The 15,516-nt window shown below is 71.2% G+C and carries 13 protein-coding genes; 6 read left to right on the top strand and 7 right to left on the bottom strand.

All coding sequences use genetic code 11. The annotated features are described in order from the left end of the window. Window positions 1–9 precede the first annotated feature (9 nt). The gene (locus ACH5AC_RS09945; protein ID WP_398861227.1) at window positions 10–870 is read left to right on the top strand and encodes a hypothetical protein; all 861 of its coding nucleotides are present in this window, start codon (window positions 10–12) and stop codon (window positions 868–870) included. 57 nt (window positions 871–927) lie between these two features. Here the strand turns inward: ACH5AC_RS09945 and mmsA are convergent, their stop codons facing one another. The 5 genes from mmsA to iolC form a co-directional block, all read right to left on the bottom strand. Next, window positions 928–2,430, bottom strand: a complete 1,503-nt coding sequence (gene mmsA / locus ACH5AC_RS09940; protein ID WP_398861226.1) for a CoA-acylating methylmalonate-semialdehyde dehydrogenase — start codon at window positions 2,428–2,430, stop codon at window positions 928–930. A 14-nt stretch (window positions 2,431–2,444) separates the two neighbouring features. Next, a complete protein-coding gene (gene iolD, locus ACH5AC_RS09935; RefSeq protein WP_398861225.1) occupies window positions 2,445–4,337 on the bottom strand; it encodes a 3D-(3,5/4)-trihydroxycyclohexane-1,2-dione acylhydrolase (decyclizing) in 1,893 nt (630 codons plus the stop codon). Beyond that, a complete protein-coding gene (iolB, locus tag ACH5AC_RS09930) occupies window positions 4,334–5,158 on the bottom strand; it encodes a 5-deoxy-glucuronate isomerase (RefSeq protein ID WP_398861224.1) in 825 nt (274 codons plus the stop codon). The genes iolD and iolB overlap by 4 nt, the downstream gene beginning before the upstream one ends. Window positions 5,159–5,168: 10 nt before the next feature. Then, window positions 5,169–6,092 (bottom strand): deoxyribose-phosphate aldolase, encoded by a 924-nt coding sequence (locus tag ACH5AC_RS09925; protein WP_398861629.1) that lies wholly within the window; start codon window positions 6,090–6,092, stop codon window positions 5,169–5,171. 653 nt (window positions 6,093–6,745) lie between these two features. Next, entirely contained in the window at window positions 6,746–7,696 is a 951-nt protein-coding gene (gene iolC / locus ACH5AC_RS09920; RefSeq protein WP_398861223.1) for a 5-dehydro-2-deoxygluconokinase, read from the bottom strand. A 122-nt stretch (window positions 7,697–7,818) separates the two neighbouring features. Here iolC and ACH5AC_RS09915 point away from each other — a divergent pair, with 122 nt between their 5' ends. The 3 genes from ACH5AC_RS09915 to ACH5AC_RS09905 all read left to right on the top strand — a co-directional run bounded on the left by ACH5AC_RS09915 (window position 7,819) and on the right by ACH5AC_RS09905 (window position 9,909). Further along, a complete protein-coding gene (locus ACH5AC_RS09915; protein WP_398861222.1) occupies window positions 7,819–8,736 on the top strand; it encodes a sugar phosphate isomerase/epimerase family protein in 918 nt (305 codons plus the stop codon). 269 nt (window positions 8,737–9,005) lie between these two features. Then, on the top strand, window positions 9,006–9,206 hold the full coding sequence (locus ACH5AC_RS09910; RefSeq protein WP_398861221.1) for a helix-turn-helix transcriptional regulator: 201 nt from the start codon (window positions 9,006–9,008) through the stop codon (window positions 9,204–9,206). Between the two features lie 67 nt (window positions 9,207–9,273). Further along, window positions 9,274–9,909: a GNAT family N-acetyltransferase gene (locus ACH5AC_RS09905; RefSeq protein WP_398861220.1), complete on the top strand. Its 636-nt coding sequence runs from the start codon at window positions 9,274–9,276 to the stop codon at window positions 9,907–9,909. Here ACH5AC_RS09905 and ACH5AC_RS09900 read toward each other — a convergent pair. Next, complete coding sequence (locus tag ACH5AC_RS09900; protein WP_398861219.1) at window positions 9,890–10,933, bottom strand: zinc-dependent alcohol dehydrogenase family protein; 1,044 nt, start codon at window positions 10,931–10,933, stop codon at window positions 9,890–9,892. The genes ACH5AC_RS09905 and ACH5AC_RS09900 overlap by 20 nt on opposite strands. 149 nt (window positions 10,934–11,082) lie before the next feature. Here ACH5AC_RS09900 and ACH5AC_RS09895 point away from each other — a divergent pair, with 149 nt between their 5' ends. Continuing rightward, window positions 11,083–11,322 carry a heavy-metal-associated domain-containing protein gene (locus tag ACH5AC_RS09895; RefSeq protein WP_398861218.1) on the top strand — a complete coding sequence of 80 codons (240 nt, stop codon included), beginning with the start codon at window positions 11,083–11,085 and terminating at the stop codon, window positions 11,320–11,322. Window positions 11,323–11,404: 82 nt separating this feature from the next. Next, window positions 11,405–13,672, top strand: a complete 2,268-nt coding sequence (locus ACH5AC_RS09890) for a heavy metal translocating P-type ATPase (RefSeq protein WP_398861217.1) — start codon at window positions 11,405–11,407, stop codon at window positions 13,670–13,672. Window positions 13,673–14,191: 519 nt separating this feature from the next. On the opposite strand, the gene ACH5AC_RS09885 is transcribed toward ACH5AC_RS09890, so the two are convergent. Then, a complete protein-coding gene (locus ACH5AC_RS09885) occupies window positions 14,192–15,481 on the bottom strand; it encodes a citrate synthase (RefSeq protein WP_398861216.1) in 1,290 nt (429 codons plus the stop codon). Window positions 15,482–15,516 lie beyond the last annotated feature (35 nt).

The following is a 15,516-nucleotide window of genomic DNA, read 5'->3' as shown; positions in this document are numbered from 1 at the left end:
GGGACAGGCATGAAGCTGAACAACCGGGTTGCCTGGGTGGGGCTCACGGCGGCGGTCATGGTCGCGACGGCCGCGTGCGGCGGGGGTTCCGCGTCGGACACCGCCAAGGAGGCCGGGAAGAAGGCGGGCGAGGTCGCCGACAAGGGCGCCGCGCAGATCAAGGCGGCGCTCAGCCGTGCCACCGACCGGACCGAACAGCTCGGCTCGGCCGAGGTCAGAATGACGACCACCCTGGGCAACGGCACGTCGGTCGCCACGGACGGGACGTACTCCTGGGGTGACGGCTTCGCGTTCGACCTCCAGATGGACACCGCTGCGGCCCAGATGCAGACGCTGCAGGACGACCCGACGATGCGCATGCTGTTCGTCGACGGCGCCTACTACTACGACATCGACCCCCAGGAATCCGGCCCGCTCGCGGGCAAGGAGTGGATGAGGATCGACGGCTCCGCCCTGTTCGGCGAGAAGGGCGCCCAGGCCCTGAGCGGCAGCAACGGCAGCCCGTCGGCGTCCATGAAGGGCCTGAAGTACGCCGATGACGTCGAGGACCTCGGCACCGCGACCGTGAACGGCAAGGCCACCACCCACTACCGGGCCGTGGTCGGCCCCGAGCAGATGGGCAAGTTCAAGGATGCCTTCAGCGGCGAGGACTCGCTGGTGAACGAGATGACCGGCGGCAGCGACTCGATCACCATGGAGATCTGGGTCGGCGACGACGACCTGCCGGTCCGCCTGATCCAGGAGCTCGGCACCATGAAGGTCACCATGGACTTCGAGAAGTTCGGCAGGACGGCCGAGGTGACGGCCCCGCCCGCTTCCGAGACCGCCGACATGACCGACGAGTTCAAGAAGGCCCAGCAGCAGGGCTGAGCACGCCGGTGCCCCGCCTCCCCTCGGTCAGGGGCTGCGGGGCACCGGCGTACGGCGTCAGTGGTTGCGCGGGAAGCCCAGGTCCACGCCCGCCGGGGCGTCGGCCGGGTCGGGCCAGCGGGTGGTGACGACCTTGCCTCGGGTGTAGAAGTGCGTGCCGTCGTTGCCGTAGATGTGGTGGTCGCCGAAGAGGGAGTCCTTCCAGCCGCCGAAGGAGTGGTAGCCGACGGGGACCGGGATCGGGACGTTCACGCCGACCATCCCGGCCTCGATCTCCAGCTGGAAGCGGCGGGCGGCGCCGCCGTCCCGGGTGAAGATCGCGGTTCCGTTGCCGAACGGGGAGCTGTTGATGAGGGCCACGCCCTCGTCGTACGTGTCGACACGCAGGACGCACAGCACCGGGCCGAAGATCTCGTCCTGGTACGCCTTGGCGGACGTGGGCACCTTGTCGAGGAGCGAGATGCCGATCCAGTGGCCGTCCTCGAAACCCTCCACCGTGTAGCCGGTGCCGTCGAGGACGACCTCGCAGCCCTCGGCCGCCGCGCCCTCGACGTAGGACGCCACCTTGTCGCGGTGGACCTTGGTGATCAGGGGGCCCATCTCGGACGTCGGGTCGTTGCCCGGGCCGATCTTGATCTTCTCGGCGCGCTCGCGGATCTTCTCCACCAGTTCGTCGCCGATGGCGCCGACCGCGACGACGGCGGAGATGGCCATGCAGCGCTCGCCGGCGGAGCCGTAGGCGGCGGAGACCGCCGCGTCGGCGGCGGCGTCGAGGTCGGCGTCCGGCAGGACCAGCATGTGGTTCTTGGCGCCACCCAGGGCCTGGACGCGCTTGCCGACCGCGGAAGCGGTGGTGTGGATGTAGCGGGCGATCGGCGTGGAGCCGACGAAGGACACCGCCTTGACGTCCGGGTGCTCCAGAAGGCGGTCCACGGCCACCTTGTCACCGTGGACGACGTTGAAGACGCCGTCGGGCAGACCGGCCTCGGCCAGCAGCTCGGCGAGCTTCAGGGAGGCCGACGGGTCCTTCTCGGACGGCTTCAGCACGAAGGTGTTGCCGCACGCGATGGCGATCGGGAACATCCACATCGGCACCATCGCCGGGAAGTTGAACGGCGTGATGCCCGCGACGACACCGAGGGGCTGCCGGATGGCCGCCACATCGACACGGCTGGCGACCTGCGTCGACAGCTCGCCCTTCAGCTGCACGTTGATCCCGCACGCCAGGTCCACGATCTCCAGACCACGGGCCACCTCGCCGAGCGCGTCGGAGTGCACCTTGCCGTGCTCGGCGGTGATCAGCTCGGCGATCTCGTCGCGGTGCGCGTCCAGCAGCGCGCGGAACTTGAAAAGGATGGACGTGCGCTGGGCCAGCGAGGACTGGCCCCAGGTCAGGTAGGCGTCCTTGGCCGCCGCGACCGCCGCGTCGACCTCCTCGACGGAGGCGAACGCGACCTTCGTGGTGACCGCGCCGGTCGCCGGGTCGGTGACCGGCCCGTACGTGCCCGACGCGCCCTCGACGGTCTTGCCGCCGATCCAGTGGTTGACGATCTTCGTCATGCCCGGTTACTCCTTCACAGATGGCGGCGTCGGGTAGAGACGTGCCGTTCGTACAGCTCACGTGCCTTGACCGCGGAGGGGCGGGTCGCGGTCTCGGCCACAGGAACATCCCACCAGGCTTGCGCCGGAGGCGCGCCCGACACTGTGTCTGCCGTTTCGGTCTCGACGTAGACACAAGTGGGAGTGTCGGCGGCCCGCGCCTCGGCGAGCGCCTCACGCAGGTCGCGGACCGTCTTGGCGCGCAGGACGCGCATGCCGAGGCTGGCGGCGTTGGCGGCCAGGTCGACGGGGAGCGGGGCGCCCGTGTACGTACCGTCGTCCGCCTGGAAGCGGTACGCGGTGCCGAAGCGCTCGCCGCCCACCGACTCCGACAGGCCGCCGATGGACGCGTACCCGTGGTTCTGCACGAGCAGCATCTTGATCGCGACGCCCTCCTGCACGGCCGTGACGATCTCCGTCGGCATCATCAGGTACGTGCCGTCGCCGACCAGCGCCCACACGTTGCGCTCGGGTGCGGCCAGCTTCACACCGATCGCGGCGGGGATCTCGTAGCCCATGCAGGAGTAGCCGTACTCCAGGTGGTACTGGTCCCGGGAGCGCGCCCGCCACAGCTTGTGCAGATCGCCGGGGAGCGAACCGGCCGCGTTGATGATCACGTCCGACTCGTCGACGATCGCGTCCAGGGCGCCGAGCACCTGCGGCTGGGTGGGGCGTACGTCGATCTCGTCTGCCTCGTAGCAGGCGTCGACGCGCTGCTCCCAGCGCTCCTTGTCCTCGGTGTACTCGGTGACGTACGCCGGGCTGACCCGGTGGTCGTGGATCTCCAGCGCCTCGGTGAGCTCCTCCAGGCCGCTGCGGGCGTCCGCGACCAGCGGCATCCCGGCGAGCTTGTGGCCGTCGTAGGGCGCGATGTTGAGGTTGAGGAAGCGGACGTCGGGGCCCGCGAAGAGGGTGCCGGAGGCGGTGGTGAAGTCGGTGTACCTCGTCCCCACGCCGATCACCAGGTCAGCCGTGCGGGCGAGTTCGTCGGCGGTCGAGGTGCCGGTGTGGCCGACGCCGCCGACGTCCTGCGGGTGGTCGTACCGCAGGGAGCCCTTGCCGGCCTGGGTGGAGGCGACCGGGATGCCGGTGGCCTCGGCGAACTCGGCGAGGGCCTCCTCGGCGCGGCTGTGGTGGACCCCGCCGCCCGCGATGACCAGCGGGCGCTTGGCGGCGCGGATCGCCTGGACGGCCTCGGCGAGTTCGGTCGGGTCGGCGCCCGGGCGTCGTACGACCCAGGTGCGCTCGGCGAAGAACTCGTCCGGCCAGTCGTACGCCTCCGCCTGGACGTCCTGCGGGAGGGCGAGGGTGACCGCGCCCGTCTCGACCGGGTCGGTGAGGACGCGCATCGCCTGGAGGGCGGCCGGGATCAGGGCCTCGGGGCGGGTGACCCGGTCGAAGTACTTCGACACCGGACGCAGGCTGTCGTTGACCGAGATGTCACCCGCGTACGGCACCTCGAGCTGCTGGAGCACCGGGTCGGCCGGGCGGGTGGCGAAGGTGTCGCCGGGCAGGAGGAGGACCGGGAGGTGGTTGATGGTCGCGAGGGCCGCGCCGGTGACCAGGTTGGTGGCGCCGGGGCCGATCGACGTCGTCACCGCGTGCGTGGACAGGCGGTTGGACTGGCGGGCGTAGCCGACGGCGGCGTGCACCATGGACTGCTCGTTGCGGCCCTGGTGGTACGGCATCACATCGCCGTACTCGATGAGCGCCTGGCCGAGGCCGGCCACGTTGCCGTGGCCGAAGATGCCCCAGGTCGCGCCGATCAGCCGCTGCCGTACGCCGTCGCGTTCCGTGTACTGGGCGGCGAGGAAGCGGACGAGCGCCTGGCCGACCGTGAGCCTCGTCGTCGAGGTCTTCACCGTCATCGGTAACCCCCTGTCCTTTCTGCGTGGTCGGGGTGGAAGCAGATCCGCCACTCACGTGTGGCGCCGGGGCCCGCCATGACGTTCAGGTAGTACATGTCGTGGCCGGGCTGGGCGATGGACGGGCCGTGCCAGCCGTCGGGGACGAGGACGGCGTCGCCGGAGCGGACCTCGGCGAGGACGTCCGCGCCGCCCTCGCGGGAGGGGAACACGCGCTGGTAGCCGAGGCCGTTCGGGCCGTCGATCTCGAAGTAGTAGATCTCCTCCAGCTGCGATTCCTCGCCCGGGCGGTGCTCGTCGTGCTTGTGCGGCGGGTACGAGGACCAGTTGCCGCCGGGTGTGATCACCTCTACGGCGATCAGCTTGTCGCACTCGAAGCTGTCGGCGGAGGCGAAGTTGCGCACGTGGCGGGTGCAGGTGCCGCTGCCGCGCGTCTCGACGGGGACCTCCGGCGCGGGGCCGTAGCGGGCGGGGAGTCGTCGCTCGCACTTCGCTCCTGCCAGGGCGAAGCGGCCTCCCGCGCCGGAGGCGATCTGGACCTGGGTGTCCCGGGGCACGTACGCGAAGTCGGAGACCGACGCGAACACGCTTTCCCGGCCCAGGAGTTGGAACTCGTTTCCCTCTGCTTGCACGGTACATCCGCCCTGCAGCGGAAGCACGATCCATTCGCTGTCACCGGTGGCGAAGGTGTGCGTGCCGCCGCCCGGCTCCAGCTCGACGATGCGCAGACTGCTGTGGGTCCAGCCGGCCCGCTCGGGGTCGATGGCGAGGACGTGCTCCCCCTCGGTGGTGCTGCCCTTGGGCAGATACAGGTCATGGCTCATGCGGCGGCCCTCACAACAGTCCTACGGCGGTGTCCACGGCGGCGGCGACGTCCCCGTCCGCCGGGTAGAGCAGCGAGCGGCCGACCACCAGGCCCCGCACGGTGGGGAGTCGAAGCGCGCTTCGCCACTTCTCGTACGCGCCGTCCTGGTCGTCGCCGACCTCCCCGCCCAGCAGTACGGCCGGGAGCGTGGAGGTCTCCATGACCTCGGCCATGTCGTCGGGGTCGTCGGTGACCGGCAGCTTCAGCCAGGTGTAGGCGGACGTGCCGCCCAGGCCGGAGGCGATGGCGATGGACCTGGTGACGGCCTCGGCGGACAGGTCGTTGCGCAGCCGGCCGTCGGGCGTGCGCCGGCTGATGAACGGCTCGACGAACAGGGGGAGTCCGCGCGCGGCCATGTCGTCGATGGCGCGTGCGGTGGACTCCAGGGTGGTCAGGGAGCCCGGGTCGTCGTAGTCGATACGCAGGAGCAGCTTGCCGGCGTCGAAGCGGAGGCGCTCGATGTCCTCGGCGCGGTGCCCGGTGAACCGGTCGTCGAGCTCGAAGCTGGCGCCCTGCAGCCCGCCCCGGTTCATCGACCCCATGACGACCTTGCCGTCCAGCACGCCGAGCAGGAGGAGGTCCTCCAGGATGTCGGCGGTGGCGAGGACACCGTCCACACCGGGGCGGGACAGCGCCAGACAGAGCCGCTCCAGCAGATCGGCCCGGTTGGCCATGGCAAGCCTGCGCCCCCCGACCCCGAGCGCGCCCCGCGCCGGGTGATCGGCGGCAACGATCATCAACCGCCCGGACTCCCCGACCAACGGCCGCCGCATCCGCCGGGCAGCGGCCTCCGCGATGGCCTCGGGGTGCTGGGCGCGCAGGCGGACCAGTTCCCGGACATCGACGGAGAGAAGGGGGCGGGGACTACGGGGAAGCGCTTGCTCGGTGGACAGGCGGGGGTGGGGGGAGACGGGGGCGGGGGCCGTCCGGCTGGAGACCGAGGCGGACGCCGGGGCCTGCGGGGGCGCACCATCGACACCCGACACACCCACCGAAGCCTCCCAGGGCCCGCCCGCGCCACCCGGGACGCCCGCCGGGGCCTCCGCGGGCACGCCCGTAGCGCCCGGCAGGGCCTCCGAGGCTGCACCCGCGCCACCCGGCACACCCGCCGGGGCCTCCGCGGGCACGCCCGTAGCGCCCGCCAGGGCCTCCGAGGGCACGCCCGCGCCATGCGAGACACCCGCCGACGCGCCCGAAACCACGCCTGCACCGCCCGACACACCCGCCGGAACCTCCGCGGGCACGCCCGTAGCGCCCGGCAGGGCCTCCGAGGCTGCACCCGCGCCATGCGAGACACCCGCCGACGCGCCCGAAACCACGCCTGCACCGCCCGACACACCCGCCGGGGCCTGCGGGGGCGCACCATCGACACCCGACACACCCACCGAAGCCTCCCAGGGCCCGCCCGCGCCGCCCGCGCCGCCCGGGACGCCCGCCGGGGCCTCCGAGGGCGTGGCCGCGTCGGTCCTCGGGGTATCCGGAGCTGTGTCCTCGGGGCGTGCCGGGGTGGGGGCGTCGAGGGGGGTGTTGGGGGTGTGGTCGGCGGTCACAGGACCGCTCCCGCTGTGACGGCCGCTTCGATCTCCGTGGGTGTGGGCATCGCCGATGAGCATTCCAGGCGGGAGGCGACGATGGCTCCGGCCGCGTTGGCGTGGCGCATGATCTTTTCCAGGTCCCAGCCGGCGAGGAGGCCGTGGCAGAGGGAGCCGCCGAAGGCGTCGCCCGCGCCGAGGCCGTTGAGAACGTTCACGGGGAGTGGCGGGACCTCCGCCGACTCTCCCTTGCTGTTGACGGCGAGCACACCCTTCGGGCCCTGCTTGACGACCGCCAGTTCGACGCCGGCGTCCAGGAGGGCGCGGGCGGCGGAGTGGGGGTCGCGCTCGCCCGTGGCGACCTCCACCTCGTCGAGGTTGCCGACGGCGACCGTGGTGTGGCGCAGGGCCTCCTCGTAGAAGGGGCGAGCGATGGCGGGGTCCTGCCAGAACATGGGGCGCCAGTCCAGGTCGAAGACCGTCGTGCCGGACTTCGCGCGGTGTGCGAGCGCGGCCAGCGTGGCCGTACGGCTCGGCTCCTCGCTCAGCCCCGTGCCGGTCACCCAGAAGACGCTCGCCTCGCTGATCGCGTCCAGGTCGAGGTCGTGCGCGTCGATCTCCAGATCCGGCGCCTTGGGCTGCCGGTAGAAGTACAGCGGGAAGTCGTCCGGCGGGAAGACCTCGCAGAAGGTGACGGGCGTGGGCAGCCCGGGCACGGACGTGACCCAGCGGTCGTCGACCCCGAAGCCGCGCAGCGCCTCGTGCAGATAGGCGCCGAACGCGTCCTCGCCGGTGCGGGTGATCACGGCCGTACGGCGCCCGAGGCGGGCCGCGGCGACAGCGACGTTGGTGGCGGAACCGCCCAGGAACTTCCCGAAGGACGACACCTGGGCCAGCGGAACCCCCGTCTGCAGCGGATAGAGGTCCACTCCGATCCGCCCCATGGTGATCAGGTCGTACGCCATCGGGTTCCCTTCGTTTCGACTCCTCCCGGTTGTAGTGCCGGACACTGAGCCCTGTCAATACTTTGTCCAGACATTCGGACCAGCCCTTGACAGCACGTACCGGGAGCTCCACGCTGACGCCCATGACGTCGTTGTCACCGCACTCCGCACTCTCCCGCATCCGGATCGGGTCGGCCCCCGACAGCTGGGGCGTCTGGTTCCCGGACGACCCGGTCCAGGTCCCCTGGCGGCGCTTCCTCGACGAGGTCGCCGACGCCGGCTACGAGTGGATCGAACTCGGCCCGTACGGGTATCTGCCGACCGACCCGGCCGTCCTCACCGAGGAGACCGCCAAGCGTGGCCTGAAGGTGTCGGCCGGCACGGTCTTCACCGGGCTGCACCACGGCGAGGCCGTCTGGGAGAAGACCTGGGCGCACGTCGCGGACAACGCGGCGCTGGCGCAGGCGATGGGGGCCCGGCACCTCGTCGTCATCCCGTCCTTCTGGCGGGACGACAAGACCGGTGAGGTACTGGAGCCGTCCGAACTGACGGCGGAGCAGTGGCGGAACCTGACCTCGCTGACCGAGCGGCTCGGCCGGGTGGTGCGGGAGCGGTACGGGCTGAGGATCGTCGTCCACCCGCACGCCGACACCCACGTCGACACCGAGGAGAACGTCGTCCGCTTCCTCGACGGCACCGACTCCGACCTGGTGTCGCTCTGCCTGGACACCGGGCACTACGCCTACTGCGGCGGCGACAGCGTCAAGCTCATCGAGACCTACGGCGAGCGGATCGGCTATCTGCACCTCAAGCAGGTCGACCCGGAGATCCTGGCGGACGTACGGGCCAAGGGCACGCCGTTCGGGCCGGCCGTCGCACAGGGCGTGATGTGCGAGCCGCCGGCGGGTGTGCCGGCACTGGGGCCCGTCCTGGAGGCGGCGCAGAAGCTGGACGTCGACCTGTTCGCGATCGTCGAGCAGGACATGTACCCCTGCGATCCGGACAAGCCGCTGCCCATCGCCCGGCGGACCCGCGCGTTCCTGCGGAGCTGCGGGGCATAAGGGCCTCTCCCGGCACCACCACGCCCCCTGGGCGAGCCCGGCGTGCGCCTTGCTGCGCCCGTGTCACAAACACCCCCTTCCTGTCACAGATGTCGCGTGTACGCGGGTTTCTCGTCACACGCGGCCAACAGCCGCTTGCCGTCGGTCACCGGGCGTCGTTCAAGGGGCACAGGGCTGATTGATCGCCGCTCGGCGATCGGCAGCGCGCCGCGGGGCTCCCCCGGGCGGCCTCCCGGCCGCCGTCCCGTGGGCGCAGGGAGGTGCGACTCATGTCCGACCAGAGGCTGTGGTCCTACAAGGAGATCGCGGCGCACATCCGGGTGCAGCCGGACACCGTGCGGTCCTACCGCAAGCACGGGCTGCTGCCCGCACCCGACCATGTGGAGGGCGGCAAGCCCTACTGGTACGCCGAAACCGTGCGCGCGTGGGTGGCCTCCCGGCCCGGGAACCGGGGCCGCCGACAGGACTGACGGGCCACGGCCCCGCCTCCGGAAATTCACTCTGTGCCCCACCGTCGCGTGGGGCACAGTGCTGCGCATGACCTTCTCCGGCTCCTCCGGCTCCCCCGGCCCCTCCAACCCCTCCAACCCCTCCGGCTCCCCCGACCCCTGCGACTTCTCCGTCAAACCCGTGCTCACCGGCGAGAGAACAGTGCTGCGGCCGTTCACCGAGGAGGACGCGACCGTGATGGCGCGGATCCTCGCCGACCCGGAGGTGATACGCCTCACCGGCAGCCCCGACGAGACGTTCGCACTGGACCGGCTGCGCGCCTGGTACGGCACCCGCAACGACCAGGCCGACCGGCTCGACCTCGCCATCGTCGACCGGGCGAGCGGCGAACTCGTCGGCGAGGCCGTCCTGAACGACTGGGACCAGCACAACCGCAGCTGCAACTTCCGCATCCTGATCGGCCCCGGCGGCCGGGACCGCGGCCTCGGCAGCGAGGCCGTCCGGCTGATGGTGGACCACGCCTTCGGGCGACTCGGTCTGCACCGCGTCTCCCTGCACGTCCAGGCCCGCAATCCGCGGGCCCGGCGCGCCTACGAGAAGGCCGGGTTCGTCGCCGAGGGCGTCGCCCGGCAGACCGTGTGGCAGGCGGGCGAGTGGATCGACGAGGTGACGATGGCGGTCCTGGCCCCCGACTGGGCCGCGCTCAACGCCACGGCTCGATGACCGTCACCCCCGCCCCGGGCGCCGTCCCCATCTCCGCCAGCGCCCGCGGTACGGCGTCCAGGCCGATCGTCGACGTCACCAGCAGGTCGGGGCGCAGCACTCCGGCGCTGACCGCGTCCAGCATCGCCGGGTAGGTGTGCGCGGCCATGCCGTGGCTGCCCAGGATCTCCAGCTCCAGGGCGATCACACGGGCCATCGGCACGGGCGTCGTACCGTCCGACGAGGGCAGCAGGCCGACCTGGACATGCCGGCCGCGGCGACGCAGCCCGCCCACCGAGGCCGCGCAGGTGGCCGGGGAGCCGAGGGCGTCCAGGGAGAGATGGGCACCGCCACCGGTCAGCTCACGGACGGCGGCGGCCGTGTCGGGCACGCCCGTCGCGTCCAGGCAGTGGGTCGCGCCGAACTCACGGGCCAGCTCCAGCGCCTTCGGCGACACGTCCACGGCGACCACGCGGGCCCCCGACGCCGCGGCGACCATCACCGCGGACAGGCCGACCCCGCCGCAGCCGTGCACCGCCACCCACTCCCCCACCGCGATCCGGCCCTGCTGCACCACCGCCCGGAACGCGGTGGCGAACCGGCAGCCCAGGCCGGCGGCGGTGGCGTACGACAGGTCCTCCGGGATCGCGACCAGGTTCACGTCGGCGTGGTCCAGGGCGACGTACTGGGCGAAGGAGCCCCAGTGGGTGAAGCCCGGCTGGGTCTGCTGCTCGCACACCTGGTGGTCGCCGGCCGCGCACGCCTCGCAGCTGCCGCAGGCGCACACGAAGGGGACGGTGACCCGGTCGCCGGGGTGCCAGCGGGTGACTCTGTCGCCGACCCGCTCCACGACGCCGGCGAGTTCGTGGCCCGGCACGTGCGGCAGCTTGATGTCCGGGTCGTGGCCCATCCAGCCGTGCCAGTCGCTGCGGCACAGGCCCGTGGCCTCGACGCGGACGACCACTCCGTGGGGGGCGGGTTCGGGGTCGGGCAGCTCCCGCACCTCGAGCGGCTCGCCGTACCTGTCGAAGACCACTGCCCGCATGTCTGCTCCCTTCCTCGATCCCTTCCTCGGCCTTGAACAGTAGACGGCGGGCGCACTCCTGGATTCATACCCCCTAGGGGTATACTCTGAGGAGTGGAGGGCCCCACAGGGTCCCCGTGTTCCCACACGCCTCGACGAGGAGTAACGACATGACCGCCCCCACCGACACCCCGGGTACCGTCACCACCGTCTACAAGGTGAGCGGCATGAGCTGCGGCCACTGCGAGGGCGCCGTCTCCGGCGAGCTCTCCCAGATCTCCGGCGTCAGCTCGGTGCAGGCCGTCGCCGCGACCGGCGAGGTCACCGTCGTCTCCGCCGCGGAGCTGGACGAGGAGGCGGTGCGCGCCGCCGTCGACGAGGCCGGCTACGAACTGGTCGGCCGCGCCTGACCCACCCCCTCCCCCTGCGGGCCGTACCGACCGGTTCACACTGGTCGCGTACGGCCCGTTCCGCTCCCAGGAGTACGGACACATGACCAGCACCACCGCGCCGACAACCGGCCAGGACAGCCCCGCCCACGAGGTCGAGCTGCTCATCGGCGGGATGACCTGCGCCTCCTGCGCGGCCCGCATCGAGAAGAAGCTCAACCGCATGGACGGCGTCACCGCCACCGTCAACTACGCGACGGAGAAGGCCAGGGTGACGTACCCCGAGGGCGTCGCGGTGGCCGACCTGATCGCGACCGTGGTGAAGACGGGGTACACGGCAGAGGAGCCGGTCCGCGAGGAGGTGTCGGACGAGCCCACCGCCGGCGACGCCGGCGACGCGGAAATCACCGCCCTGCGCCACCGCCTCCTCGTGTCCCTCCTCCTCGCCACGCCCGTCGTGCTGCTCGCGATGGTCCCGGCCGTGCAGTTCGACAACTGGCAGTGGCTGTCGCTGACGCTCGCCGCGCCCGTGGTCGTCTGGGGCGGATGGGGCTTCCACCGGGCCGCGTGGACGAATCTGCGGCACGGCTCCTCCACCATGGACACCCTTGTGTCGGTCGGCACGCTCGCCGCGTTCACCTGGTCGCTGTGGGCGCTGTTCTTCGGCGACGCGGGCATGCCCGGCATGCGGCACCCCTTCGAGCTGACCGTCTCACGGGAGGACGGCGCCTCGACGATCTATCTGGAGGTCGCCGCCGGCGTCACCGCCTTCATCCTGCTCGGCCGCTATCTGGAGGCCCGCTCCAAGCGGCGCGCGGGGGCGGCGCTGCGGGCGCTGATGGAGCTGGGCGCCAAGGAGGTCGCCGTCCTGCGGGACGGGCGTGAGGTGCGGATCCCGGTGGAGCGGCTGGCCGTCGGGGACCGGTTCGTGGTGCGGCCCGGCGAGAAGGTCGCCACCGACGGGACGGTCGTCGAGGGCGCCTCGGCGGTCGACGCGTCCATGCTGACCGGCGAGTCGGTGCCGGTGGACGTGACGGTCGGCGACCCGGTCACCGGGGCCACCGTCAACGCCGGCGGGCGGCTCGTCGTGGAGGCCACCCGGGTCGGCGCCGACACCCAGCTCGCCCGGATGGCCCGGCTGGTCGAGGACGCGCAGAACGGCAAGGCCCAGGTGCAGCGGCTCGCCGACCGGGTCTCCGGGATCTTCGTCCCCGTGGTGCTGGTGATCGCGGCCGTCACCTTCGGGGGGTGGCTGGGCGCCACGGGCGACACCGTCGCCGCCTTCACCGCCGCCGTCGCGGTGCTGATCATCGCCTGCCCGTGCGCGCTGGGGCTGGCCACGCCGACCGCGCTGATGGTCGGCACGGGGCGCGGCGCGCAGCTCGGCATCCTCATCAAGGGGCCGGAGGTGCTGGAGTCCACGCGCCGGGTCGACACCGTCGTACTCGACAAGACGGGCACCGTGACCACGGGGCGGATGACCCTCCAGGAGGTGTACGTCGCCGAGGGCACCGACGAGAAGGAGCTGCTGCGGCTCGCGGGCGCCCTGGAGCACGCCTCCGAGCACCCCGTCGCCCGTGCGGTCGCGGCCGGCGCCGAGGAGCGGGCCGGGGAGCTGCCCGCGGCCGAGCACTTCGAGAACGTGCCCGGTCGGGGCGTACGGGGGCGTGTGGAGGGGCGTGAGGTCGCGGTGGGGCGGCTGTACGACGCACTGCCGCCGGAGTTGGCACGCGCGCGTGACGAGGCCGAGCGGGAGGGGCGTACGGCCGTCGTGGCCGGCTGGGACGGAGTCGCGCGCGGGGTGCTGGCCGTCGCGGACGCGGTGAAGGACACCAGCGCCGAGGCGGTGCGTGAGCTGCGGGCGCTGGGGCTGACGCCGGTGCTGCTGACCGGGGACAACCGGACGGTCGCGGAGGCGGTGGCCCGGCAGGTCGGCATCGATGCCGGCGATGTCATCGCGGAGGTGCTGCCCGAGGACAAGGTGGAGGTCGTACGGCGGCTGCGGGACGAGGGCAGGGTCGTCGCCATGGTCGGCGACGGGGTCAACGACGCGGCCGCGCTCGCCGGCGCCGATCTGGGGCTGGCGATGGGTACGGGGACGGACGCGGCGATCGAGGCGGGCGATCTGACGCTGGTGCGCGGGGATCTGCGGGTCGCCGCGGACGCGATCCGGCTGGCGCGGCGGACGCTGACGACGATCAAGGGCAACCTGGTGTGGGCCTTCGGCTACAACGTGGCCGCGTTGCCGCTGGCCGCGGCGGGGCTGCTGAATCCCATGATCGCGGGGGCGGCGATGGCCTTCTCGTCGGTGTTCGTGGTGAGCAACAGCCTGCGCCTGCGGGCCTTTCGCTCGGGCGCGCGCCTCACATAAGCTCTTCACAAGGCTCGCGCATCTTCCTTACGCTTGGTCTCCGTTCGTCATATCGGTGCCCTTGCGCATCTAAGGGACATATGCAAGAGACGCAGATCACAGTGATGTGAACGTAACCATCGAAGGGGTTCGAAGGTCTAAGTTGGCGATGTCAGAAAGCGTCTTGGGGGGCGCGGACTGACATCTGGAGTTGTCTTGGGGGACTGCTCCAGAGATGCGTTGCCGGGGCACGTACACCGGGAAGCTTTGAGCGGCCCTCCCTGCGTGCGCTGTCCCGGCAGATGCACCACATCACACAGGAGTACGGCGGGTTCGCGCGTCGTGCTCAACAGCGATTCAGGCGCTGTGTCCTCACAGACGCCCGGCCGGATCCCGTGGGGGGAATCCGCACCGGGACATGGGAAGGCGCCCTGGTCGTCGGCCCGTGGGGGGACCGGCGCCAGGGCGCCTTCTGCCGTCTGCGTCAACGCCGCAGGGGCCGCCCTTCCTTCCGGACAGCCCCTGCGGTGCCAACGAGCGTCAGCGCTGCTCGACCGGGACGAAGTCGCGCTCGACCACGCCCGTGTAGATCTGGCGGGGGCGGCCGATGCGGGAGCCCGGCTCCTTGATCATTTCGTGCCACTGGGCGATCCAGCCGGGGAGGCGGCCGAGGGCGAAGAGCACCGTGAACATCTCGGTCGGGAAGCCCATGGCGCGGTAGATCAGGCCGGTGTAGAAGTCGACGTTCGGGTAGAGGCTGCGGGAGACGAAGTAGTCGTCGGAGAGCGCGTGCTCCTCCAGCTTCAGGGCGATGTCCAGGAGCTCGTCGGACTTGCCGAGGGCGGAGAGGACGTCGTGCGCCGCAGCCTTGATGATCTTGGCGCGCGGGTCGAAGTTCTTGTAGACCCGGTGGCCGAAGCCCATCAGGCGGACGCCGTCCTCCTTGTTCTTCACCTTGCGGATGAAGGAGTCGACGTCACCGCCGGAGTCGCGGATGCCCTCCAGCATTTCCAGGACGGACTGGTTGGCGCCGCCGTGCAGCGGGCCCCACAGCGCGTTGATGCCGGCCGAGATCGACGCGAACATGTTGGCCTGCGAGGAGCCCACCAGGCGGACCGTCGACGTGGAGCAGTTCTGCTCGTGGTCGGCGTGCAGGATGAGCAGCTTGTCCAGGGCCGAGACGACGATCGGGTCGAGGTCGTACTCCTGCGCCGGGACCGAGAAGGTCATCCGCAGGAAGTTCTCGACGTACCCGAGGTCGTTGCGCGGGTAGACGAACGGGTGACCGATCGACTTCTTGTAGGCGTAGGCCGCGATCGTCGGAAGCTTGGCGAGCAGACGGATCGTGGAGAGGTTGCGCTGCGTCTCGTCGAACGGGTTGTGGCTGTCCTGGTAGAACGTGGACAGCGCGGAGACGACCGACGACAGCATGGCCATCGGGTGGGCGTCGCGCGGGAAGCCCCGGTAGAAGTTCTTGACGTCCTCATGCAGCAGGGTGTGCTGCGTGATGTCGTTCTTGAAGGTCGAGAGCTCGTCGACGGTCGGCAGCTCACCGTTGATCAGCAGGTAGGCGACCTCCAGGAAGGTGGAGCGCTCGGCCAGCTGCTCGATCGGGTAGCCGCGGTAGCGGAGGATGCCCGCCTCACCGTCGAGGTAGGTGATCGCGGATTTGTACGCGGCCGTGTTGCCGTACCCGCTGTCCAGGGTCACCAGACCGGTCTGGGCTCGGAGCTTCCCGATGTCGAAGCCCTTGTCGCCGACCGTGCTGTCGATCACCGGGTAGGTGTACTCGCCGTCGCCGTACCGCAGTACTACAGAGTTGTCGCTCACGTCTTCCCTCACCGACGTTGTGCCTCATCTTCGAG

The organism is Streptomyces sp. NPDC018693 (genome assembly GCF_044391385.1).
Taxonomy (GTDB): Bacteria; Actinomycetota; Actinomycetes; order Streptomycetales; family Streptomycetaceae; genus Streptomyces.
This window is presented reverse-complemented; position numbering and strand designations above follow the sequence as displayed.

Bases quoted from the DNA above. Each gene is read 5' to 3' on its own strand.
- ACH5AC_RS09945 (WP_398861227.1), top strand. From the start codon at position 10: ATGAAGCTGAACAACCGGGTTGCCTGGGTGGGGCTCACGGCGGCGGTC.
- mmsA (WP_398861226.1), bottom strand. From the start codon at position 2,430: ATGACGAAGATCGTCAACCACTGGATCGGCGGCAAGACCGTCGAGGGC.
- iolD (WP_398861225.1), bottom strand. From the start codon at position 4,337: ATGACGGTGAAGACCTCGACGACGAGGCTCACGGTCGGCCAGGCGCTC.
- iolB (WP_398861224.1), bottom strand. From the start codon at position 5,158: ATGAGCCATGACCTGTATCTGCCCAAGGGCAGCACCACCGAGGGGGAG.
- iolC (WP_398861223.1), bottom strand. From the start codon at position 7,696: ATGGCGTACGACCTGATCACCATGGGGCGGATCGGAGTGGACCTCTAT.
- ACH5AC_RS09915 (WP_398861222.1), top strand. From the start codon at position 7,819: ATGACGTCGTTGTCACCGCACTCCGCACTCTCCCGCATCCGGATCGGG.
- ACH5AC_RS09910 (WP_398861221.1), top strand. From the start codon at position 9,006: ATGTCCGACCAGAGGCTGTGGTCCTACAAGGAGATCGCGGCGCACATC.
- ACH5AC_RS09905 (WP_398861220.1), top strand. From the start codon at position 9,274: ATGACCTTCTCCGGCTCCTCCGGCTCCCCCGGCCCCTCCAACCCCTCC.
- ACH5AC_RS09900 (WP_398861219.1), bottom strand. From the start codon at position 10,933: ATGCGGGCAGTGGTCTTCGACAGGTACGGCGAGCCGCTCGAGGTGCGG.
- ACH5AC_RS09895 (WP_398861218.1), top strand. From the start codon at position 11,083: ATGACCGCCCCCACCGACACCCCGGGTACCGTCACCACCGTCTACAAG.
- ACH5AC_RS09890 (WP_398861217.1), top strand. From the start codon at position 11,405: ATGACCAGCACCACCGCGCCGACAACCGGCCAGGACAGCCCCGCCCAC.